Here is a 20754-nt window from a genome sequence, read left to right as displayed (position 1 = left end):
CGCCGGCGGGTCAGCCCTGCGCGGACGCCGCGCGGCGTGCGCGCCACCACGCCCAGAACCGGGCGAGCTGGCGCCTGGTGAACGCCGCCAGGCGCTTCGCCCACGCGAACTCGGTGCCGAGGATCGCCAGGCCGAGGAACACGACGAGCCAGCCCGGTCCGGGCAGCGGCACGAGCAGCAGTCCGCCGACCGCGATCACGCCGCCGAGCGCGCCGACCCCTGCCCGGTAGGCGACGCGCAGCCGGGGGTGCCGGTCGATCCGTCGACGGATGCCGCGCAGCATCCGCCGCACCGGGCGATCGGGCCGCTCGGCCTCGGCGATGCCGCGTTCGAGCTCGGGCTGCGTGACCATGGCGGACACGATATATCGCGAAACTGGCAAAGCGCCGCGACCCGAAGGCCCCAACGCGGGAGGACCTGCGGTGCGCGCGCCGTCAGGACTCGCCGGCGTCGCGCCGCTCACGGGCCGCGCGTCGGGCGGCGTCCTGCGCCTCGCCGTAGGTGAGCGGGCGGGCGGCGTCCTCGCCCTCGGCTGCACCGGGCTGCGGCGCGGCCGGCGCCGGCGCGTCGGGCTCGCCGGCGACCGGCTGCGACGAGGTCGGCGGCGCTGACGGGGCGGTGGGCGTCACGACCGGTCGGGGTGCGGCGGACGCGAGGCCCGCGGCATCCGTGCCCAGCACCGTGCGTGCCCGGGCGACGTGCTCGGGCTCCGCGATGATCGCGTAGCGCGTGGCGAGCACCTGCATGACCGACGTGAAGTCGCGACGGCGGCGGTTGATCGAGTACGAGACGAGGCCGAAGATCATGCCGAACCCGGCGCCGATGAGGATGGCCGAGCCGAGGATGCCGAGACCCGCGCCGGTCGGCGAGAAGATGAAGAAGAGCAGCCCGAGGAACGTGCCGAACCAGGCGCCGGAGAGCGCGCCGGCGCCGGCCGCGCGGCCCCACGTCAGCACGCCCGTGATCCGCTCGACGCTCGTGAGGTCGGTGCCGACGATCGCGAGCTCCTTCACCGGGAAGGCGGCCTTCGCGAGCTTGTCGACCGCGGCCTGCGCCTCCTGGTAGGTCTCGAAGCTCGCCACGGTCTCGCCCTTGGGCAGGGTCGGGAACTGGCGCGCCGTCCGGCCGCCGAAGGGTCCAGGGTTGCTCACCCGGACATTGTCCCACGGGCTCCTGCACCGGGCCGGGAACGGGCCGCCTTCCCGGTTCCGGGGGCTAAGTTGGTAGTCGTGAGCGCCACGAGAGTCTTCGTCGCCCGACTCGCCGGGTGCGCCGTCTTCGACCCCGCCGGGGATCGGGTCGGCAAGGTGCGCGACGTCCTCGTCGTGTACCGCAAGAACGACCCTCCGCGCGTGGTGGGCCTCATCGTCGAGATCCCCGGCAAGCGGCGCGTGTTCGTCTCCATCGGGCGCGTCACGTCGATCGGCGGCGGCCAGATCATCACGACGGGCCTCATCAACCTGCGCCGCTTCGAGCAGCGCGGCGGCGAGGTGCGCGTGATCGCCGAGATGCTCGGCCGCAAGGTGGTCTTCAACGACGGCTCGGGCGAGGCGACCATCGAGGACGTCGCGATCGAGGAGCAGGAGCTCGGCGAGTGGGAGGTCGACCAGCTCTTCGTGCGCCGGCCGAAGACCAGCGCGTCGCCGTTCGCGAAGGGCCAGTCGGCCTACGTCACCTGGCGCGAGGTGCGCGAGCTCGCGCCGAAGGGCGAGGCGCAGTCGGCCGAGCAGCTCATCGCCACCTACTCCGAGCTGAAGCCCGCCGACCTCGCGAACACCCTGCTCGACCTGCCGGCCCAGCGCCGGCAGGAGGTCGCCGAGGAGCTCTCCGACGACCGGCTCGCCGACGTGCTCGAGGAGATGCCCGAGTCCGACCAGGTCGACATCCTGGCCCGGCTCGGCGACGACCGCGCCGCCGACGTGCTCGACCACATGCAGCCCGACGACGCCGCCGACCTCATCGCGCAGCTGCCCGAGGAGCGCGGCGAGCACCTGCTCGAGCTCATGGAGCCCGAGGAGGCCGACGACGTGCGCTTCCTCCTCTCCTACGGGCCCGACACCGCGGGCGGCCTCATGACGACCGAGCCGATCATCGTGTCCGCCGACGCGACCGTGGCCGAGGGCCTCGCGCTCATCCGCCGGCACGACCTGCCGCCCGCCCTCGGCGCCGCGGTGTGCGTCACCCTCCCGCCCTACGAGCCGCCCACGGGCCGGTTCCTCGGCATGGTGCACTTCCAGCGGATGCTGCGCTACCCGCCGCACGAGCGCATGGGCACCCTCATCGACCAGGGCCTCGAGCCCGTGACCGCCGACACCTCCGCCGCCGAGGTCAGCCGCATCCTCGCGAGCTACGACCTCGTGTCGGTGCCGGTCGTCGACGAGAAGCATCGACTCGTCGGGGTGGTGACCATTGACGACGTGCTCGACTACCTCCTGCCCGATGACTGGCGAAGTCATCCCGAGGAGACCGAAGTGGGTCGCCGCGCCGCGGCGCGGGCCCAGCTGACCACCGGAAGCATCCCGATCCCGAACGGAAGGAGGGCAGGAGATGGCACGCGTTGACGTCGAGGACCGCCGGTTCGACACCCCGAAAGGCATCCGCCGATCTGCGCCCTTCCGCGGGACCGGCGACAACGACCGCTTCGGCCGCTTCACGGAGTGGGTCGCCCGCGGCATGGGCACGCCGGGCTTCCTGCTCGGGCTGTCGGTGTTCGCGATCACCTGGATGGCGTGGAACACGTTCGCGCCCGAGCCGTGGCGCTTCGACTCGATCGCGATCGGCTTCACGGCGCTGACGCTCGTGCTCTCGCTGCAGGCCTCGTACGCCGCGCCCCTCATCCTGCTCGCCCAGAACCGGCAGGACGACCGCGACCGCGTGCAGATCGAGCAGGACCGCCAGCGCGCCGAGCGCAACCTCGCCGACACCGAGTACCTCGCCCGCGAGGTCGTCGCGCTGCGCCTCGCCGTGCGCGACCTGGCGTCGCGCGACTTCATCCGCGCCGAGCTGAAGGCGGTGCTCGAGGAGCTCGACCGGCGCGACGAGGAGGAACGCGAGCATGCCGCGTCCTGACCTCGAGGCGTCCGTCCGCGCGGCGCTCGGATCGGTGATCGACCCCGAGATCCGCAAGCCCATCACCGAGCTCGACATGGTCGACTCGGTCACGGCGGGCGACGACGGGCGCGTGCACGTGGGAATCCGGCTCACGATCGTCGGATGCCCCGCCTCCGATCGCATCGAACGCGACGTGCGGCAGGCGGCCGAGGCCGTCGCCGGTGCCGGCAACGCCGACGTGACCCTCTCGGTCATGACGCCCGAGCAGCGCGCCGCGCTCACCGAGCGTCTCCGCGGCGGACGCACCGCGCGCGGCAACCCGTTCGGGCCGGGCAGCCTCACGCGCGTCATCGCGATCACGAGCGGCAAGGGGGGCGTCGGCAAGTCGACGCTCACCGCGAACCTCGCCGTCGCGCTCGCGGCGCGTGGCCTCTCGGTGGGGCTCGTCGACGCCGACGTGCACGGCTTCTCGATCCCGGGCCTGCTCGGCCTCGTCGACGAGCACGGCAACGCCGCGCGTCCGACGCGGGTCGACGAGATGATCCTCCCGCCCGTCGCGCACGGCGTGAAGGTGATCTCGATCGGCATGTTCGTCGAGCCGACCGAGCCCGGCGGGCGCGCCTCCTCGGTCGCCGTGGCGTGGCGCGGGCCGATGCTGCATCGCACGCTCTCGCAGTTCCTCACCGACGTGTACTTCGGCGATCTCGACGTGCTGCTCGTCGACCTGCCGCCCGGCACGGGCGACGTGGCGATCTCGCTCGGCCAGCTGCTCCCGAACGCGGAGGTGGTCGTCGTCACGACGCCGCAGCCCGCCGCCGCCGACGTGGCCGAGCGGTCGGGCGTCGTCGCCCGCCAGACCGGCCAGCGCATCGTCGGCGTGGTCGAGAACATGGCGGGCTTCGCGGGGCCCGACGGCATGGTCGAGCTGTTCGGCTCGGGCGGTGGTGCGCTCGTCGCCGAGCGCCTCTCGGAGGGCCAGCCGTCGCCGGTCCCGCTCCTCGCGAGCGTCCCGCTGAGCATCGCGCTGCGCCAGGGCGGCGACGCCGGCGTGCCCGTCGTGGTCGCCGCGCCCGACGATCCCGCCGCGCGGGCGATCGAGGACGTCGCCGCGCGACTCGCGGCGCTCCCCCGCTCCCTGGGCGGCCGTCGCCTCGACGTCACGGTGCGGTGACCAGGTGAGCAGGATGCCGCACGCCCGCGTCATCCGCTCGCTCGCGCTCATCGGCGCCCTCGCGGCAGCCTCGGCCGTGCTCGCGGGCTGCTCGGCACCCGGCGCACCGGCCGAGGAGCCGCTGCCCGCCGGCCTCGCCGTCGCCATCCAGCAGGGCCGCCTCGACGTCGTCAACGGACGCCTCGTCGTGCGCTTCGAGAACACGGGCGACGACCCGGTCACGGTCGAGGGATTCGCCGTCGAGACGCCGACCCTCGCCGACGGACTCGAGCGCACGACGCCGTTCGAGCTCGCAGCCGACGACGCGATCGCGATCCGGCTCGACCTGCCCGAGAGCCGGTGCGACGCGGAGCCCGGCCCGGTCGTCGTGCACGTGACAGCCCGAACGGCGTCGGGCGTGGAGGCGGCGGGCGACCTCACCGCCGAGGATCCGTTCGACACGGTCGCGCGCGTGAACGCCGAGGACTGCCTGGCCGAGTCGGTCGCCGACGTGGCGGCGATCGTGCTGCCCGAGCATCTGCGCTCGACGGGCAGCGGCCCCGACCGCCGCGCGTTCATCGACGTGACGATCGAGCCCGTGGCCGCCGGCGACACGACCATGCGCATCGAACGGGTCTACGGCACCACCCTGCTGAACGCCGAGGACGGCATCGACTGGACCCTCGGCGTCGACGTCGCGGCCGGCGACCCACCCCTCGTGCTCACGCTCCCGGTGCGGCCGGCGCGCTGCGACGCGCACGCGATCGCCGACGACAAGCGCGGCACGATCCTGCCCTTCGAGATCGCGACGGGCGACGGCCGCGCGGGCCGGCTCGACGTGCCGAGCGACCCCGGGCTGAAGGCCGAGCTGTACGCGTACTACGCCGAGCGCTGCGGCCTGGAAGCGCCCCGCGGATAGCAGCACCCCCCGGAGAGGTCCGTCGACGCGGCGACGGGAGCGGACTAGCATGCGACGCATGACCGAGGCGCAGCAGTCGAGTGGATCCGCCGCGTCGGGATCGACGGGCGGCGGGTGGTTCTCGAACCTGCCCGAATGGGCGCGCTGGGCGATCCCGGTCATGCTCGTCTTCCTCGGCGTGGGCCTCATCGCGACGTTCCTGCGCTACACGGGCGGCGGATCGTCCGATCCCGAGTCGCAGGTGCAGTCGCTCTGCCAGGCGGCCGTCCAGGACGACCTCGAGGCCCGCGGCAACACGGTCGAGGACCTGCCGCTGTTCTCCGACGTCGAGCAGGTCGACGACGCCGAGTACCGCACGCAGGGGTCGGTGTCGTACGACGAGGACGGCGAGAGCGAGCAGCGCACCGTCCGCTGCGTCGTGCGGGTCGACGAGGACGGCACGATGCAGGTCGCGAGCGTCCGGTTCGGCGGCTGAGCCGCTTCAGTGAGCAGTGTCAGTCGGATGCCGCGGGCCGGGCGGAGGCCGCGGGCCGCGGTTCGACCACGCGCGCGAGCAGCTCGACGAGCAGTCGCTCGGTGAGCGGTCCGGGCAGCGCCTCGACAAGGGCGAGCACCGGCGCGAGCCGATCGGGCAGCGCACCCGTCGCACCGGCGCCGCCGAGCAGCCCGAACGCGGCGAGCAGCGTCGCGGCCGCCTCGCTGTCGAGGCCCGAGGCGGCCGCGGCGAGCGCGTCCGCCCCACCGGGCAGCTGCGCGGCCAGGCCGGCGAGGAGCTCGCCGCCGTCGATCGGCGGCGCACCGCGGACCGCGTCGGCGGCGGCCGCGAGCGCGGCCGACAACTCGGGCAGCACCGACTCGGTCACGGGCGTGATCGTGAGGTGCGTCGTGTGCGGCAGTCGCGTGCCGTCGCGCTGCACGAGGCCGGGCTGCAGCTGCAGGTGCCAGCCGGCCGTGCGCGCGGCATCCGCCCAGTGGTGCGGGTCGATGCGCCGATCGGGCGCGACCCCGTCGTCGGTCGCGACCGCGAGCAGCGGACCGGTCGGATCGCCCACGACCCGGAGCCCCTCGATGCCGTCGACGAGGGCGCGCACGGCGGCCGTCGCCCGTGCGGCGCGGCCCGTGAGCTCGACGAATCCGGGCTCGCCGAGCGCCCGCACGATCGCCCACGATGCCGCGAGCGGGCCGGCGGGCCGGGAGCCCGCGAGCGTCGGGTTGACGACCGGGTAGCCGGGCCACGCCGTCGTCGCGAAGTACTGCCGCCGCTGGCGATCGCGGCCGCGCGTGAGCAGCACCGAGACGCCCTTCGGGGCGTAACCGTACTTGTGCAGGTCGGCGGAGAGGCTCGTCACGCCCGGCACCGCGAAGTCCCACGCGGGCAGGTCGTCGGGCCAGAACGCGAGGGCGAACCCGCCGATGCAGGCGTCGACGTGCAGCGCGATGCGGCGGGCGGCGCAGACGGCCGCGACCTCGGCGACCGGGTCGAGCGTCGCGAACGGGTACGACGGTGCGCTGACCACCACGAGCGCCACGTCGTCGCCGAGGCGCGCCTCGAGGTCGTCGACGGTCGGGGCGCCGGTCGCGGGGTCGACGGGGACGAGGTCGAGCGCGAGGCCGAGCAGCTCGGCCGCCTTGTGGAACGCCGCGTGCACCGTGACGGGCGCGACGAGCCGCGGCATCCGAGGCGTGCCCGCCCGGGCGGCCCGCCAGTCGTCGCGGGCCGTCTTCACCGCGAGCACGCAGCTCTCGGTGCCGCCCGAGGTCACCGAGCCGACGACGATGTCGGCGTCGGAGTCGTCGTCGGCGCTTCCGAACGCCGCGCCGGCCGTCGAGCCGGACCCGCTTGAGCCCGCGGCATCGGGCTCGCCGTGGAAGACGCGGCGTGCGAAGCCGACGACGGCCGACTCCATCGCGGCGACCGACGTGAACGTGGTGGGGTCGAGCCCGTTCACGGGCTGCACGAGCCGAGCCGCCTCGCCCGCCAGCTCGTCGATCGCGTGCTCGCCGGAGTCGTAGACGTACGAGAGCACGCGTCCGCCGTGGGTGGGCGCGTCGGCGGCGCGGAGCGACTCGAGTTCGGCGATGACCTCGGCGGGGTCGCGCCGGAACACGCTCACAGGGCCACCGCCCGGAGCGCGGCATCCGCCTGGATGTCGTGCCTGCGGAGCGGGTAGCGTCCGATCGGCACGAGGCTCAGCAGCACGAGCGCCGCGGGCAGGAGGCTGAAGCTCACGACGATGCCGACGACGGCCGCGGCGGGCTGCTCCACCACCGTCGAGCCGGCCGACTCGACGTAGCCCGTGACCGCGAGGGCGATCGTGAGCAGCGTCGCGCCGAGCGCCATTCCGGCGGTCTCGCCCGCCGTCCAGATGCCGCCGAAGCTGCCGGCGCGGCCCTCGCCGTGCTGCCGCGCGTCGTGCGAGATCACGTCGGGCAGCATGGCCATCGGCAGCGACTGCATGCCGGCGTAGGCGGCGCCCGCGAGCGCGACGGGCGCGTACACCCACGCGCCGGGCGCCCAGAGCATGCCCACGAGCGAGGCGGCCGCCGCGGCGAACAGCACGCTCGCGATCGCGAAGCCGCGCTCCTTGCCGACGCGGCGGGCCACCTGCTGCCAGACCGGCGCGCAGAGCACGGCCGGCGCGATGAGCGCGACGAACAGGAACGTCACGGCGCTCTCGTCGTGCAGCACCCACGTCGCCACGAACTGGGCGCCTGCGAGCATGACGCCGGTCGCGAGGCCCTGCAGCACGAACGCCGCGAGCAGGTCGCGGAACGGGCGGCTGCGCCCGAGTGCCGCGAAGCCCTCCGCGTACCCGGCGCGCAGGCTCCGCGCCTGGTGCGAGCCCGTCGGCGCACCGCGAGCCGCGGTGAACGAGGCCACGAGCATGCCCGCACCGATCGCGACGCCGGCCACGATCGCCATCACGAGGTAGCCGACGTGCTCGTCGGCGAACGCGGCGCGCACCTCGGGGCCGCCGGCGCCGAACAGCAGGATCGCGACCGTCAGCACCACCACGCGCCAGGTGAGCAGTCGGGTGCGGGCGTCGTAGTCGCTCGTGAGCTCGGCCGGCAGTGCGATGTACGGCACCTGGAACAGGCTGAAGGCCGTCGCCGTCGCGAGGAACGCGACGAACACCCAGGTGCCGGATGCCGCGGGGTCGAGCCCGGCCGGCACCGCGAAGGTGAGCACGAAGCCGACGGGCAGCGCGATCGCGCCCACGACCATCCACGTGCGCCGGGTGCCGGTGCGGGCGAGCGCCCGGTCGCTGCGCTCGCCGATCCACGGATCGATCACGACGTCCCACACCTTCGCGGCGGTCACGACGAGTCCGGCCACGAGCGCGGCCACGCCGAGCGTGTCGGTCAGGTAGTACACGAGCACGAGGCCGGGCAGCGTCGCGAACCCGCCTGTGCCGATCGAGCCGATCGCATACCGGGTCACGACGCCACGGGACAGGGATCGCTCCGGTGCGGTCATGGAGGCAGTGTACTCATCGAGCGGCGAAGTGGGACAACTGACCTAGACTGTGGCTCATGCGTGCCACGATGGCCTCCCCCCACCTGTATCGGAGCCTCGCCGACGACGTCGTCGCGTCGGGCTCCGAGACCACCGCCGTGCCCACTCCCTCGACCGGCGAGACCCTGTACGAGCTCCCCCGATCGAACGCCGACGACGTGCGCGACGCGGTGGCGCGGGCGCGACTCGCGCAACTTGCGTGGGCGCGCGCGGGATTCGCCACGCGGCGCCGGATCCTCCTGCGGGCGAACGACCTGATCCTCGACCGGCGCGAGCAGCTGCTCGACCTCGTGCAGCTCGAGACGGGCAAGACCCGCGGGCAGGCGGTCGAGGAGGTCTACCAAGCGGCATCCGTCACTCGCTACAACGCGCTGTCCGCCCGTCGCGTGCTGCGAGGTCGCGGCCGCCGGGCCGGCGTCCCGCTCGCGATGACGACCCGGGTCCGCTACCGCCCGAAGGGCGTCGCCGGGGTCATCACCCCCTGGAACTACCCGCTCAGCCTCGCCGCGATGGACGTCGTGCCCGCCCTCGCCGCCGGCTGCGCGGTGGTGCAGAAGGCCGACGACCAGGCGGCGCTCACCGTGCTCGCCCTGCGACGCGCCTTCATCGACGCCGGAGTGCCCGAGGCACTGTGGGCGGTCGTCGCCGGTCCCGCAGACGAGGTCGGCGAGGCCCTCACCGACCACGTCGACTACATCTGCTTCACCGGGTCGACGGCGGTGGGCCGGCGGATCGCCGAGAAGGCCGGACGTCGACTGGTGGGCGCCTCGCTCGAACTCGGTGGCAAGAACGCCGTGATCGTGCTCGACGACGTCGACCCCGAGCGCACCGCGGCCGACGTCGCCTACGCGTGCTTCTCCTCGATGGGACAGCTGTGCGTCTCGACCGAGCGGATCTACGTGCACCGAGCGATCGCGGGTCCGTTCACGAGCGCGCTGGTCGACCGGATCGCGACGGCGAAGCTCGGCACGTCGCTCGACTTCGGCTCCGACTTCGGCTCGCTGGCGAGCGCCGGCCAGCTCGAGCGCGTCGAAGCGCACCTCGACGACGCCGTGGCGAAGGGTGCGACCGTCATCGCCGGCGGGCGCGCGCGCCCCGATCTCGGCCCGTGGGTCTTCGAGCCGACGGTGGTCACCGGCGTCACCCCCGACATGCGCATCCACGCCGAGGAGACCTTCGGTGCCCTGGCGTCGCTCTACCTCGTCGACAGCGAGGAGGAGGCCGTCGTCGCGGCGAACGCGAGCGAGTACGGGCTGAACGCGTCGGTGTTCACCCGGTCGAGGCGGCGCGCACGGCGCATCGCCGACGCGCTCGAGGCCGGGAGCATCAACGTGAACGAGGGCTATCGGGGATCGTTCGGCTCGGTCGACGCGCCGATGGGCGGTGTCAAGGCGTCAGGGCTCGGTCGCCGCAATGGACCCGAGGGCCTCCTGCGATTCGTCGAACCCATCACCGTGTCCCGAGCCACCGGGGTGATCCCGCTGCCGACGAGCGGACGGGACTTCGCCGTGCTGGCCGGGCCGTTCATGCTGCTCGCCCGGGTGCTCCGGGGCATCCGCCGACGCTGAGGTGCCGCTGGCGGGATGCGCGGCATCCGCCGACGCTGACGTGCCGCGGGGCTAGCTAGGTCGCCTCGGAGTCGAACGGCGCGGCCTCGCCCGCGCCGAGCACCTCGCGCTTGCGCTTGTGCTGGAGGTAGGCGGAGTTCTCGTTGACCGCCGCGCGGGCGACGACGGGCTTCGGCGGTTGGGGCTCGGCGAACGGGTCGACGTCGGTCAGGGCCTCGCGGATGATGCGACGCGGGTCGTACTGGCGAGGGTCGAGCTTGCGCCAGTCGACGTCGTCGAAGTCGGGGCCCATCTCCTCCTTCACGCGGTCCTTCGCGCCGGTCGCCATGTCGCGCAGCGAGCGCACGAGACGGCCGAGCTGGGCGGCGTAGTGCGGGAGTCGCTCGGGCCCGAGCAGGAAGACGGCGATCACCCCGATGATGAGGAGCTTCTCGAACGTCAGACCGAACACCACTACAGGATAGTGGGCGGCGAGGCGTGTGTTCGCCGCATGCGGCGCGCCGTAGGCTTGGGGGTCGAGAGATCCCCGGGAGCCGCACGTGTCCGATCGAGACCTGAACTGGAAGTACGTCGACGAGTCGGTCGTGGAGTCCGACGCCATCGCGAAGGCCAGGCAGCAGTCCCTCGAGCTCGGCATCGATCCCGTTTCGCCGGCGGTCGGCGCGCAGCTCGGCGTCATCGCCGCGGCCGCGCGCGCCGAGTCGATCATCGAGGTGGGCACCGGCGTCGGTGTCTCGGGCCTGTGGATGCTGCAGACCGTCCGCACCGCGATGCTGACGTCGATCGACACCGAGAACGAGTACCAGCAGCACGCCCGTGAGCACTTCGCCGACGCGGGGATCGCTCCCGCGCGCGTGCGACTCATCGCGGGGCGGGCGAGCGAGGTGCTCCCCCGCATGAACGAGAGCTCCTACGACGTCGTCGTCATCGACGCGGATGCCCCGTCGGTGATCGAGTACGTCGAGCACGGCCTGCGCCTGGCGAAGCCGTACGGCTGCGTGCTCGTGGCCCGCGCGCTGTGGAAGGGTCGCGTGGCCGACCCGGCCCGCCGGGACGACGCCGCGACCGCGTTCCGCGAGCTCAACTCGGAGCTCTCGGCGTCGACGGCCGTAGCGACGGCCGTCTCCCCTGCGGGAGACGGCCTGCTCCAGATCGTGAAGCTGGGAGCCTGAGTCAGGCGGGGTTCACGACGCCACCGAGGACGTCGTAGAGCTCCTTGGCCTCAGCGTCGTTCACCGAGACGACCAGGCGACCGCCCCCCTCGAGCGGAACCCGCACGATGATGAGGCGACCCTCCTTCACAGCCTCCATAGGCCCGTCTCCGGTGCGTGGCTTCATGGCCGCCATTGAGCTACCCCTTTCGTGGCTGACCGTTCCATTATCGGCCATCCCGAGCGGCGCTGGGAAATCCCGGCCGGCTTGTGGACAACGCTTCCAGCGCCCGGAGCGCGCGCATCGCGGCATCCGCACGCTCGATTCCGCTGCTCATCAGGCGATGTGCGCACGCATCAGGGCGGGGTCCAGTCGCGCCCGTCGATGCCCCAGCAGATGAGGAGCCAGCCGACCTGCAGGGCCAGGAACAGCACGACGAGCCCCCATCGGTACCACCGAGCCCGAGGGATCGCGAACGCGCCGAGCAGCGGGAACAGCGGCGCGAGCAGCCGGAACGTGCTCGACTGCGGGAAGAAGACGGCCAGCAGGTACAGCGCATAGCTGATCGACCACAACCGGATGTCGCTCCCGAGGCGTGCGACGGCCGGCGAGGCCACGAGCACCGCGAACACGAGGACGAGGCCGATCACCGCGATGGTGCCCATGGGCTGGCCGAGCCACCACTCCCCCGACTGGAACCACGCGGTGAAGGGCACGAGCTCGCGGTACCCGATGTACGCCGAGCGCCAGGCGAGCTCGGTGTCGAAGTAGGCCATGAGGTCGCCGGTCGCGACGCCGGCGATGCCGATCCAGGCGAGGCCCGCGAGCCCCGAGAAGACGGCAGCGGATGCCGCGAGCACGCGTTCGCGCACCGGGAACGGCTCCCGGTCGCGCCGGTACCACCGCCACGCCCAGTGCAGCACCAGCGTCAGCGCGAACGCGAGCGCCCCGGGCCGCGTGAACGACCATGCGAGCACGACGGGGAAGAGCCAGCCGTAGCGGCGATCGACGAGGAGCAGGAGCGCGAGCGCCAGCCAGAGGAATCCGAGCGACTCGGCGTAGCCGAACTGCATGATGGGCGCGACGGGCGCGACGCAGAACAGCACGACCGCGTACAGCGCGCGGTCGGGCTCGAGGAACCGCGACATGAGCCGGTGGAACACGAGCGCGGCGCCGAGCCCCGCCGACACCGAGACGAGCACGGACGCGACGTTCCACGGCACGGCGAGCCAGGTGAGCGCGCCGACGAGCGCGGGGTACACCGGAAGGAACGCCCAGGCGTTCTCACCCACCTGCCCGCCGTCGGTGACCGGCAGGGTCGACGGATAGCCGCCGAGCCAGATGATCCGGTACCAGAGCGCGTCCCACATGTTGGCGTACTCGAAGTAGCCCGGCCGGGCCTGCGTCCACGGGTTGGGGCCCTGCACGCTCGCGAGCGCGAGGACGAAGACCGTGGTGATCACGCGGGATGCGGCGTAGACGATCGCCACCTTCGCCCACCACGGCAGCAGCCGCCATCGCACGCGCGGCGACCACCGGGTCGCGCGGAACGGATCGCGCTCCCGCTCGACCGGCGTGCTCGTCACGGCTTCCCCGCTCAGGCCGCGCCCGTGAGCCACGCCCGCAGGGCGCGCTCGCACTGGAGGACCTGGTCGGTCGCCACCCGCTCGTCGTCGGCGTGGGCCTTCAGCGGGTCGCCCGGGCCGAAGTTCACGGCGGGGATGCCCATGGCGCTGAACCGCGCGACATCCGTCCAGCCGTACTTCGGATGCGCCGGGCCGCCGACGGCGGCCACGAAGCGCTTGGCGAAGTCGGCGTCGAGGCCCGGCCGGGCGCCCTCCGCCTCGTCGACCACCGTGAGCTCGTACTCGGGGAACAGGTCGCGCACGATCTCGATCGCCTCGGCCACCGTGCGGCTCGGCGCGAAGCGGTAGTTCACGTGCAGCATCGCCTCGTCGGGGATCACGTTGCCCGCGATGCCGCCCGAGACGCCCACGGCGTTCAGCCCCTCGCGGTACGCGAGCCCGTCGACCTCGATGGTGGCGGCCTCGTAGGCGGCGAGCCGCTCCAGCGCCGGCGCGAGCTTGTGCACGGCGTTGTCGCCCACCCAGCTGCGGGCGGAGTGCGCACGCACGCCGTAGGCGCGCAGCTCGACCCGGAGGTTGCCGTTGCAGCCGCCCTCGACGCGGGAGTTCGACGGCTCGCCGAGGATCGCGAAGTCGCCCGTGAACAGGTCGGGGCGGTTGCGCGCGAGGCGGCCGAGCCCGTTCAGCTCGGCCGAGACCTCCTCGTGGTCGTACCACATCCAGGTGATGTCGTACGCGGGTTCCGCGAGCTCCGCCGCGAGCTTCAGCTGCACGGCGACGCCCCCCTTCATGTCGACCGTGCCGCGGCCCCACAGGTAGCGCTCGCCGTCGATGACCTCGAAGCGCGTGGGCAGGTTGCCGTTGATCGGCACGGTGTCGAGGTGGCCAGCGATCACGACGCGGCGCTCGCGGCCGAGGTTCGTGCGGGCGACGACCGTGTCGCCGTCGCGGATGACCTCGAGATGCGCGGCATCCGCGAGGGCGTCCACGACGAGGTCGGCGAGGCGCGTCTCGTCGCCCGACACGCTCGGAAGGTCGCAGATCGCCTGCGTGATCGCCACCGAGTCTGCGGCGAGGTCGAGCACGGGCCGGGGCGAGGCGTCAGCAGGCATGCTCCGAGTCTACGGAGCGACCACGGGCGTCACGGATGCCGCGGGCGGCCGGCCCGCGGATACGCTGGAGTCATGCCCGCAGCTGACGACACCGCCTCCTCCCCTGCCCCCCGCACCGCCTGGGGTCACGGCCTGGCGACGGTCGCCGCCGACGGGACCGTGCTCGACACGTGGTACCCGTCGCCCGCGCTCGGCGTCGACGACGGATCGCCCGTGCCGATCGAGCTCCGAACGCTCGCCGAGCGCGACGAGCGCCGCGCCGTCTCGGTGGAGCCGGTCACCGTCGTGATCGACCTCGACGCGCCGCCCGCCGGCACGTCCGACGCGTACCTGCGCCTGCACCTGCTGTCGCACCTCGTCGTGCGGCCCAACGAGGTGAACCTCGACGGCGTGTTCGGCCACCTCCCGGCGGTCGTGTGGACGAACGCGGGCCCGGTGCACCCGGCCGACTTCGCCCGGCTGCGCCCCACGCTGCAGCGAGACGGCATCCACGCCACCGGGCTCGACAAGTTCCCGCGCCTGCTCGACTACGTCGTGCCCGACCGCGTGCGCATCGCGGATGCCTCGCGCGTGCGCCTCGGCGCCCACCTCGCACCCGGCACCACGGTGATGCACGAGGGCTTCGTGAACTTCAACGCCGGCACCCTCGGCACGTCGATGGTGGAGGGCCGGATCTCGCAGGGCGTCGTGGTCGGCGACGGCAGCGACATCGGCGGCGGCGCGTCGATCATGGGCACGCTCTCGGGCGGCGGCACGCAGCGCGTCGCGATCGGCGAGCGCGCCCTGCTCGGGGCGAACTCGGGCATCGGCATCTCGATCGGCGACGACTCCGTCGTCGAGGCGGGCCTCTACGTCACGGCCGGCACGAAGGTCGTCGTGGTGGGCGGGGCGGGCGAGGCCGGCCGCACCGTGAAGGCCGTCGAGCTCTCGGGCGTGCCCAACCTGCTCTTCCGCCGCAACTCCCTCAACGGGCAGGTCGAGGTGCTCTCGCGCACGGGCGACGGCGTCGCCCTGAACGCCGCGCTGCACGCCTGACGCGACGCGCGGCGTCGTCGACTACAGTGGGGTCCTCAGGCCGCCGGTCGGCGGCCGTCGCCGTGCGCATCACGAAGGAGTGACGTGGGGACCGACGCACCCAGGACCCATCGGCATCGGGGACTCGCGTTCCTGACGGGCCTGCTCATCGCGGTGCTCGTGCTCGTGGTCGCCGCGGCCGGCCTCGGCTGGTGGACGGTGCAGCGCTCCTTCCCCACCACGAGCGGCCGCCTCGAGGTGCCGGGCCTCACCGCCGCGGTCACGGTCTACCGCGACGATGCCGGCATCCCGCAGCTCGTGGCCGAGACCGACCACGACCTCTTCCTCGCGCAGGGCTACGTGCACGCGCAGGACCGGTTCTGGGAGATGGACTTCCGCCGGCACGTGACCGCCGGACGCGTCGCCGAGCTCTTCGGCGCGTCGCAGGTCGCCACCGACGCATTCGTCCGCACGCTCGACTGGCGCGGCATCGCCGAGCAGGAGTACGCCCTGCTCGACCCGGCGACGCGCGGCTACTACGAGGCGTATGCGCAGGGCGTGAACGCCTACCTCGAGGAGCGCTCGGGCGCCGACCTCTCCCTCGAGTACGCCGTGCTCGGCCTCCAGAACCCGGGGTACGCGCCCGAGCCGTGGACGCCGGTCGACTCCATCGCCTGGCTGAAGGCCATGGCCTGGGACCTGCGCTCGAACCTCGTCGACGAGGTCGACCGCGCGCTCCTCGCAAGCGAGCTGCCGGCCGAGGAGGTCGCCCGCCTGCACCCCGGGTTCGCGTGGGACTCGATGCCGACGATCATGCAGGGGATTCCGGCCGCCGCGGCCCCCGCCGGGCTCGACGCCGAGGCGCTGCCCGGCGCGGCATCCCCGAGCCCCTCGACCGCGCCCTCGACGCTCGATCCCGAGACGGCCGACGCGATCGCCGCACCCCTCGCGTCACTCGAAGCGCTCCTCGACGACGTGCCCGAGCTGCTCGGACCCGACGGCGGCGAGCTCGGCTCGAACTCCTGGGTCGTCTCGGGCGCGCTCACCGAGTCGGGGATGCCGCTGCTCGCCAACGACCCGCACCTCGGGCCCGCGATGCCCTCCATCTGGACCCAGATGGGCCTGCACTGCGCCGAGGCCCGGGACGACTGCGACTTCGACGTCGCCGGCTACACGTTCTCCGGCCTGCCCGGCGTGATCATCGGCCACAACGATCGCATCGCGTGGGGCTTCACCAACCTCGGGCCCGACGTGGCCGACCTCTACCTCGAGAAGGTCGACGGGGACACCTACGAACTCGACGGCCAGGCGATTCCGCTCACCGTTCGCGAGGAGACCATCGAGGTGGCCGGCGGCGACCCCGTCACCTTCACGGTCCGCTCCACGGCGCGCGGGCCGATCGTGACCGACATCGGGTCGGACTTCGGCGAGATCGCGGCCGAGTACCCCGCGACATCCGGCGCCCCCGATGGCGAGTACGAGCTGTCGCTGCAGTGGACGGCGCTGACCCCGGGCACCACCGCCGCCGCCGTCTTCGCGCTGAACCGCGCCGAGGACTGGACCGACTTCCGCGGGGCGGCCGACCTGTTCGACGTCCCCGCGCAGAACCTGATCTACGCCGACGTCGACGGCAACATCGGCTACCAGGCGCCCGGCTCGATCCCGATCCGTCGCGCCGGCGACGGCACGGTGCCCATGCCCGGCTGGACGAGCGCCAACGGCTGGAGCGGCATGGTGCCCTTCGACCAGCTGCCCTCGATGCTCAACCCCGAGCGCGGCTGGGTCGTCACGGCGAACAACCCCGTGAGCGCCGACGGCCCGACGCTCACGCAGGACTGGGACCTCGGGTACCGGGCGGAGACCATCGAGCAGATGCTGCAGGAGCGCATCGCCGACGGCGCGAAGCTCAGCCCCGACGACCTCGCCGAGATGCAGCTCGACACCGCGGACGTGAACGCCGCCGCCATCCTGCCGGTGATCGCCGAACTGCCGCTCGAGGGCGACGCTGCGCGCGGCGCCGAGCTCCTCGACGGCTGGGACGGCCGCGCCGACGTCGACAGCGCGCAGGCGGCGTACTTCGCCGTGTTCTGGCGGAACCTGCTCGACGACATGTTCGGCTCGCTGCCCGAGTCGACCCGGCCGGTCGGCGGAGACCGCTGGTACGGCGTGGTCGACGGGCTGCTCGACGAGCCCGACGCGCGCTGGTGGACGAACGACGAGCAGGGGGTCGCCGGCCGCGACGCGATGCTCGCCAACGCGCTCGACCACGCGTGGGACGAGGCCTCCGACCGCATGGGCACCGACTCCGACCGGTGGCGCTGGGGCCGGCTGCACACGCTCACGCTCACGAACCAGAGCTTCGGGCAGTCGGGCATCGCCCCGATCGAGTGGCTCTTCAATCGCGGTCCCTACGAGGTCGGCGGCGGCTCGTCGATCGTGAACGCGATCGGCTGGGACGCGAGCCTCGGCTACGACGTCGACTGGGTGCCGTCGATGCGCATGATCGTCGACCTCGACGACCTCGACGCGTCGCGGTGGATCAACCTCACCGGCGCGTCGGGCCACGCCTTCCACGGGCACTACGCGGACCAGGCCCCGCTCTGGCAGGAGGGCGAGACGCGCGACTGGCCGTTCACCATGGACGCCGTGCGGGAGGCCGCGAGCGAGACCCTCCAGCTGCAGCCGGCGGGCGGCTGACGGTCGGGCCGGCGCACGCCGGCCGCGCCCGGAGCGTCAGGCGGAGGGGTCGGCGCGAGCGCTCTCGCGAGCGTGTCAGGCCGAGGGGTAGCCGCGAGCGGGCTCGCCCACGTACAGCTGCTGCGGGCGGCCGATCTTCGTCTGCGGGTCGAGGTTCATCTCGCGCCAGTGCGCCATCCAGCCGGGCAGGCGGCCGATCGCGAACAGCACCGTGAACATCCGCGTGGGGAAACCCATCGCCTTGTAGATCACGCCGGTGTAGAAGTCCACGTTCGGGTAGAGGCGGCGCTCGCGGAAGTAGTCGTCCTCCAGGGCGATCTGCTCGAGCTCCTTCGCGAGGTCGAGCAGCGGGTCGTTGACGCCGAGGCCCTCGAGCACCTCGTCGGCCGACTCCTTCACGAGCTTGGCGCGCGGGTCGTAGTTCTTGTAGACCCGGTGGCCGAAGCCCATGAGCTTGACGCCGTCCTCCTTGCGCTTGACGCGCTCGACGAACTTGGCGACGCCCTCGCCCGAGTCGCGGATGCGGGCGAGCATCTGCAGGACGGCCTCGTTCGCGCCGCCGTGGAGCGGTCCCGAGAGCGCCTGGATGCCGGCGGAGATCGACGCGTAGAGGTTCGCGCCCGTGGAGCCGACGAGGCGCACGGTCGACGTCGACGCGTTCTGCTCGTGGTCCTCGTGGAGGATGAGCAGGCGGTCGAGCGCCTTCGAGAGCACCGGGTCGATCGCGTACGGCTCGGCCATGTTGCCGAAATTGAGGCGCAGGAAGTTGTCGACGAAGCTCAGCGAGTTGTCGGGGTAGAGGAACGCCTGGCCGATGCTCTTCTTGTGCGCGTAGGCGGCGATCACCGGGAGCTTCGCCAGCAGGCGCACCATCGTCAGCTCGACGTGGTCGTTCTCGTGCGGGTCGGACGAGTCCTCGTAGTAGGTCGACAGCGCGGAGACGGCGCTCGAGAGCACGGCCATCGGGTGCGCGGTGTGCGGGAGCGCCGAGAAGAAGCGCTTCAGGTCTTCGTGCAGGAGCGTGTGGCGACGGATCTTCTCGTCGAACTCCGCGAGCTGGTCGGTCGTCGGGAGGCTGCCGTAGATCAGCAGCCACGCCACCTCGAGGTACGTCGAGTGCTCGGCGAGCTGCTCGATGGGGAACCCGCGGTACCGGAGGATCCCCTGCTCGCCGTCGATGTAGGTGATCTCCGAGCGGGTGGATGCGGTGTTGACGAAGCCGTAGTCGAGCGCGGTGAGGCCGGTCTGGCGGGTGAGGGTCGACAGGTCGATGCTCGAGTTGCCGTCGACGGCGCGGCGGATCGGGAAGTCCGCGGTGCCGCCCGGGAAGGACAGGGTGGCGGCGTCGGGGTCCTGCCCGTTCGCCGGGGTCACGACGTCGCTCACGGCGCCTCCTGTGATCGTCACGTTCGCGGTCACCTGCTTTCCGAATTGGGGCCGAAGGGCCGCGGATCCGAGTACAGCCTAGACGTGGTCGCGGCACACTGTGGCATCCGCCAAGAGATCAGGGCTCCCGTTGAGGGGATGCACAGCCCCTGCGATCAGGGGTGGACGGCCGCCCGAAGCCGCTCCGCGCCGGCCGAGATGCGCTCGTCGCTCGCCGTGAGCGAGAGGCGCACGTGCTCGGGGAAGTGCACGCCGTAGAAGTGGCCGGGACCGCCCAGGATGCCGAGGTCGGCGAGACGACCGAGGCTGTCCCACGCGTCGCGGCCCTCGGTCGCCCAGAGGTAGAGCCCCGCCTCACTGCGGTCGATGCGGAAGCCGGCCTCCTCGAGGGCCGTCTTCAGGATGCCGCGCCGTGCCCGGTACCGCTCCTTCTGCTCCGCGACGTGCGCCTCGTCGCCGAGGGCGGCCACCATCGCGTGCTGCAGCGGCTGCGGGAGCATGAGCCCCGCGTGCTTGCGCACGTTGGTGATGCGCGCGATGAGGGTGCGGCATCCGGCCATGAACGCGGCGCGGTAGCCCGCCATGTTCGACTGCTTCGAGAGCGAGTAGATGACGAGCGTGTCGCGGCGGTCGCCGTCGGTGACGGCGGGGTCGAGCAGGCTCGGCACGGGCTCGTCGGCCCAGCGCCCCTCCCACCCGAGCTCGGCGTAGCACTCGTCGCCCACGATGACGGCGCCGAGCTCGCGTGCGCGTGCACGGGCCGCGCGGAGCTCCTCGATCGTGAGCACCCGGCCGTCGGGGTTGCCGGGGCTGTTCAGCCAGATGAGCCGGGTGCCGACGGGCCACTCCGCCGGGTCGTCGGCGGCCATCGCGGTCGCGCCGACGAGCACGGCGCCCATCTCGTAGCTCGGGTAGGCCGCGCGCGGGTGCACCACGATGTCGCCCTCGCCGAGGCCGAGGAGGAAGGGCAGCAGCGCGACGAGCTCCTTCGAGCCGATCGTCGGCAGCACGTTCGCCTCGGTGAGCCCCGGCACGCCGCGGCGCCGCTCGAACCACCGCACGATCTCGGCGCGGAGCTCGGGCGTGCCCACCGTGGTGGGGTACGCGTGCGCGTCGGTGGCGACGGCGAGCGCCTCGCGAACGACGTCGGGCGTGGGATCGACGGGCGAGCCGATCGACAGGTCGACGATGCCGCCCGGGTGCGACGCGGCCCGATGGCGGTAGGGACCCATGAGGTCCCAGGGGTAGTCGGGCAGGTCGCCTCGCGCCATGCTCAGTGGCCCTGCGGCGGCAGGGCGGCGATGATCGGGTGGTCCTTGGGGATCACGCCGACCTTCGCGGCACCACCCGGCGAGCCGACCTCGTCGAAGAACTCGACGTTGGCCTTGTAGTAGTCGGCCCACTCCTCAGGGAGGTCGTCCTCGTAGTAGATCGCCTCGACGGGGCACACGGGCTCGCAGGCGCCGCAGTCCACGCACTCGTCGGGGTGGATGTAGAGCGAGCGTTCACCCTCGTAGATGCAGTCGACGGGGCACTCGTCGATGCAGGCCCGGTCCTTGACGTCGACACACGGCAGGGCGATGACATAGGTCACGGTGACTC

20 protein-coding genes are annotated in these 20754 nt (G+C 72.8%); 9 read left to right on the top strand and 11 right to left on the bottom strand.

Going from position 1 to position 20754, the window contains the following annotated elements; genetic code table 11:
- Positions 1-10: 10 nt before the first annotated feature.
- The gene (locus FYC51_RS14350) at positions 11-352 is read right to left on the bottom strand and encodes a TIGR02611 family protein (RefSeq protein ID WP_222863289.1); all 342 of its coding nucleotides are present in this window, start codon (positions 350-352) and stop codon (positions 11-13) included.
- 82 nt (positions 353-434) lie between these two features.
- The gene (locus tag FYC51_RS14345; protein WP_187432677.1) at positions 435-1151 is read right to left on the bottom strand and encodes a YflT domain-containing protein; all 717 of its coding nucleotides are present in this window, start codon (positions 1149-1151) and stop codon (positions 435-437) included.
- Positions 1152-1229: 78 nt separating this feature from the next.
- On the opposite strand from FYC51_RS14345, the gene FYC51_RS14340 reads away from it, so the two are divergent.
- From FYC51_RS14340 to FYC51_RS14320, 5 genes are read left to right on the top strand one after another with little or no spacing between them, the layout of a single operon-like run.
- Positions 1230-2561, top strand: a complete 1332-nt coding sequence (locus FYC51_RS14340; RefSeq protein WP_148734489.1) for a magnesium transporter MgtE N-terminal domain-containing protein — start codon at positions 1230-1232, stop codon at positions 2559-2561.
- Complete coding sequence (locus tag FYC51_RS14335) at positions 2548-3069, top strand: DUF1003 domain-containing protein (RefSeq protein WP_148734488.1); 522 nt, start codon at positions 2548-2550, stop codon at positions 3067-3069. The genes FYC51_RS14340 and FYC51_RS14335 overlap by 14 nt, the downstream gene beginning before the upstream one ends.
- The gene (locus FYC51_RS14330; RefSeq protein ID WP_148734487.1) at positions 3056-4222 is read left to right on the top strand and encodes an Mrp/NBP35 family ATP-binding protein; all 1167 of its coding nucleotides are present in this window, start codon (positions 3056-3058) and stop codon (positions 4220-4222) included. The genes FYC51_RS14335 and FYC51_RS14330 overlap by 14 nt, the downstream gene beginning before the upstream one ends.
- A gap of 13 nt (positions 4223-4235) precedes the next feature.
- Complete coding sequence (locus tag FYC51_RS14325; RefSeq protein WP_148734486.1) at positions 4236-5120, top strand: hypothetical protein; 885 nt, start codon at positions 4236-4238, stop codon at positions 5118-5120.
- Between the two features lie 58 nt (positions 5121-5178).
- Positions 5179-5595: a hypothetical protein gene (locus FYC51_RS14320; RefSeq protein WP_148734485.1), complete on the top strand. Its 417-nt coding sequence runs from the start codon at positions 5179-5181 to the stop codon at positions 5593-5595.
- 19 nt (positions 5596-5614) lie between these two features.
- On the opposite strand, the gene FYC51_RS14315 is transcribed toward FYC51_RS14320, so the two are convergent.
- A complete protein-coding gene (locus FYC51_RS14315) occupies positions 5615-7234 on the bottom strand; it encodes a pyridoxal phosphate-dependent decarboxylase family protein (protein WP_148734484.1) in 1620 nt (539 codons plus the stop codon).
- Positions 7231-8598 (bottom strand): MFS transporter, encoded by a 1368-nt coding sequence (locus FYC51_RS14310; protein ID WP_148734483.1) that lies wholly within the window; start codon positions 8596-8598, stop codon positions 7231-7233. Before FYC51_RS14310 ends, FYC51_RS14315 begins: the two co-directional genes overlap by 4 nt.
- A 56-nt stretch (positions 8599-8654) precedes the next feature.
- Here FYC51_RS14310 and FYC51_RS14305 point away from each other — a divergent pair, with 56 nt between their 5' ends.
- Entirely contained in the window at positions 8655-10205 is a 1551-nt protein-coding gene (locus FYC51_RS14305) for a succinic semialdehyde dehydrogenase (RefSeq protein WP_148734482.1), read from the top strand.
- 55 nt (positions 10206-10260) lie between these two features.
- On the opposite strand, the gene FYC51_RS14300 is transcribed toward FYC51_RS14305, so the two are convergent.
- A complete protein-coding gene (locus tag FYC51_RS14300; protein WP_187432676.1) occupies positions 10261-10659 on the bottom strand; it encodes a twin-arginine translocase TatA/TatE family subunit in 399 nt (132 codons plus the stop codon).
- Between the two features lie 85 nt (positions 10660-10744).
- Here FYC51_RS14300 and FYC51_RS14295 point away from each other — a divergent pair, with 85 nt between their 5' ends.
- Entirely contained in the window at positions 10745-11377 is a 633-nt protein-coding gene (locus tag FYC51_RS14295) for an O-methyltransferase (RefSeq protein WP_148734480.1), read from the top strand.
- A 1-nt stretch (position 11378) separates the two neighbouring features.
- On the opposite strand, the gene FYC51_RS14290 is transcribed toward FYC51_RS14295, so the two are convergent.
- From FYC51_RS14290 to dapE, 3 genes are all read right to left on the bottom strand, one after another.
- On the bottom strand, positions 11379-11552 hold the full coding sequence (locus FYC51_RS14290; protein WP_067875042.1) for a DUF3117 domain-containing protein: 174 nt from the start codon (positions 11550-11552) through the stop codon (positions 11379-11381).
- Between the two features lie 161 nt (positions 11553-11713).
- Positions 11714-12943 (bottom strand): hypothetical protein, encoded by a 1230-nt coding sequence (locus FYC51_RS14285; RefSeq protein WP_238476397.1) that lies wholly within the window; start codon positions 12941-12943, stop codon positions 11714-11716.
- Positions 12944-12954: 11 nt separating this feature from the next.
- Entirely contained in the window at positions 12955-14055 is a 1101-nt protein-coding gene (gene dapE, locus FYC51_RS14280; protein ID WP_148734479.1) for a succinyl-diaminopimelate desuccinylase, read from the bottom strand.
- Between the two features lie 72 nt (positions 14056-14127).
- Between dapE and dapD the strand changes: the two genes are divergently transcribed.
- Complete coding sequence (gene dapD / locus FYC51_RS14275; protein WP_148734478.1) at positions 14128-15090, top strand: 2,3,4,5-tetrahydropyridine-2,6-dicarboxylate N-succinyltransferase; 963 nt, start codon at positions 14128-14130, stop codon at positions 15088-15090.
- 84 nt (positions 15091-15174) lie between these two features.
- Positions 15175-17766 carry a penicillin acylase family protein gene (locus FYC51_RS14270; RefSeq protein ID WP_148734477.1) on the top strand — a complete coding sequence of 864 codons (2592 nt, stop codon included), beginning with the start codon at positions 15175-15177 and terminating at the stop codon, positions 17764-17766.
- 75 nt (positions 17767-17841) lie between these two features.
- Here FYC51_RS14270 and FYC51_RS14265 read toward each other — a convergent pair whose 3' ends face one another.
- The 3 genes from FYC51_RS14265 to fdxA form a co-directional block, all read right to left on the bottom strand.
- Positions 17842-19101 (bottom strand): citrate synthase, encoded by a 1260-nt coding sequence (locus FYC51_RS14265; protein ID WP_420797260.1) that lies wholly within the window; start codon positions 19099-19101, stop codon positions 17842-17844.
- Positions 19102-19307: 206 nt separating this feature from the next.
- On the bottom strand, positions 19308-20423 hold the full coding sequence (gene dapC, locus FYC51_RS14260) for a succinyldiaminopimelate transaminase (protein ID WP_148734476.1): 1116 nt from the start codon (positions 20421-20423) through the stop codon (positions 19308-19310).
- 2 nt (positions 20424-20425) lie between these two features.
- Positions 20426-20746, bottom strand: coding sequence for a ferredoxin (gene fdxA, locus FYC51_RS14255; RefSeq protein ID WP_148734475.1), 321 nt, complete (start codon positions 20744-20746; stop codon positions 20426-20428).
- Between the last annotated feature and the right edge of the window lie 8 nt (positions 20747-20754).

It is taken from the genome of Agromyces mariniharenae, assembly GCF_008122505.1.
Taxonomy (GTDB): Bacteria; Actinomycetota; Actinomycetes; order Actinomycetales; family Microbacteriaceae; genus Agromyces; species Agromyces mariniharenae.
Note: the sequence above shows the minus strand (reverse complement) of the source record. Positions and strands in the feature narration are given on the sequence as shown.

What these genes read in the sequence shown, in the direction of transcription:
- FYC51_RS14350 (WP_222863289.1), bottom strand. Translation starts at nt 352, where the DNA reads ATGGTCACGCAGCCCGAGCTCGAACGCGGCATCGCCGAGGCCGAGCGG.
- FYC51_RS14325 (WP_148734486.1), top strand. Translation starts at nt 4,236, where the DNA reads ATGCCGCACGCCCGCGTCATCCGCTCGCTCGCGCTCATCGGCGCCCTC.
- FYC51_RS14335 (WP_148734488.1), top strand. Translation starts at nt 2,548, where the DNA reads ATGGCACGCGTTGACGTCGAGGACCGCCGGTTCGACACCCCGAAAGGC.
- dapE (WP_148734479.1), bottom strand. Translation starts at nt 14,055, where the DNA reads ATGCCTGCTGACGCCTCGCCCCGGCCCGTGCTCGACCTCGCCGCAGAC.
- dapD (WP_148734478.1), top strand. Translation starts at nt 14,128, where the DNA reads ATGCCCGCAGCTGACGACACCGCCTCCTCCCCTGCCCCCCGCACCGCC.
- FYC51_RS14320 (WP_148734485.1), top strand. Translation starts at nt 5,179, where the DNA reads ATGACCGAGGCGCAGCAGTCGAGTGGATCCGCCGCGTCGGGATCGACG.
- FYC51_RS14310 (WP_148734483.1), bottom strand. Translation starts at nt 8,598, where the DNA reads ATGACCGCACCGGAGCGATCCCTGTCCCGTGGCGTCGTGACCCGGTAT.
- FYC51_RS14330 (WP_148734487.1), top strand. Translation starts at nt 3,056, where the DNA reads ATGCCGCGTCCTGACCTCGAGGCGTCCGTCCGCGCGGCGCTCGGATCG.
- FYC51_RS14305 (WP_148734482.1), top strand. Translation starts at nt 8,655, where the DNA reads ATGCGTGCCACGATGGCCTCCCCCCACCTGTATCGGAGCCTCGCCGAC.
- dapC (WP_148734476.1), bottom strand. Translation starts at nt 20,423, where the DNA reads ATGGCGCGAGGCGACCTGCCCGACTACCCCTGGGACCTCATGGGTCCC.
- FYC51_RS14290 (WP_067875042.1), bottom strand. Translation starts at nt 11,552, where the DNA reads ATGGCGGCCATGAAGCCACGCACCGGAGACGGGCCTATGGAGGCTGTG.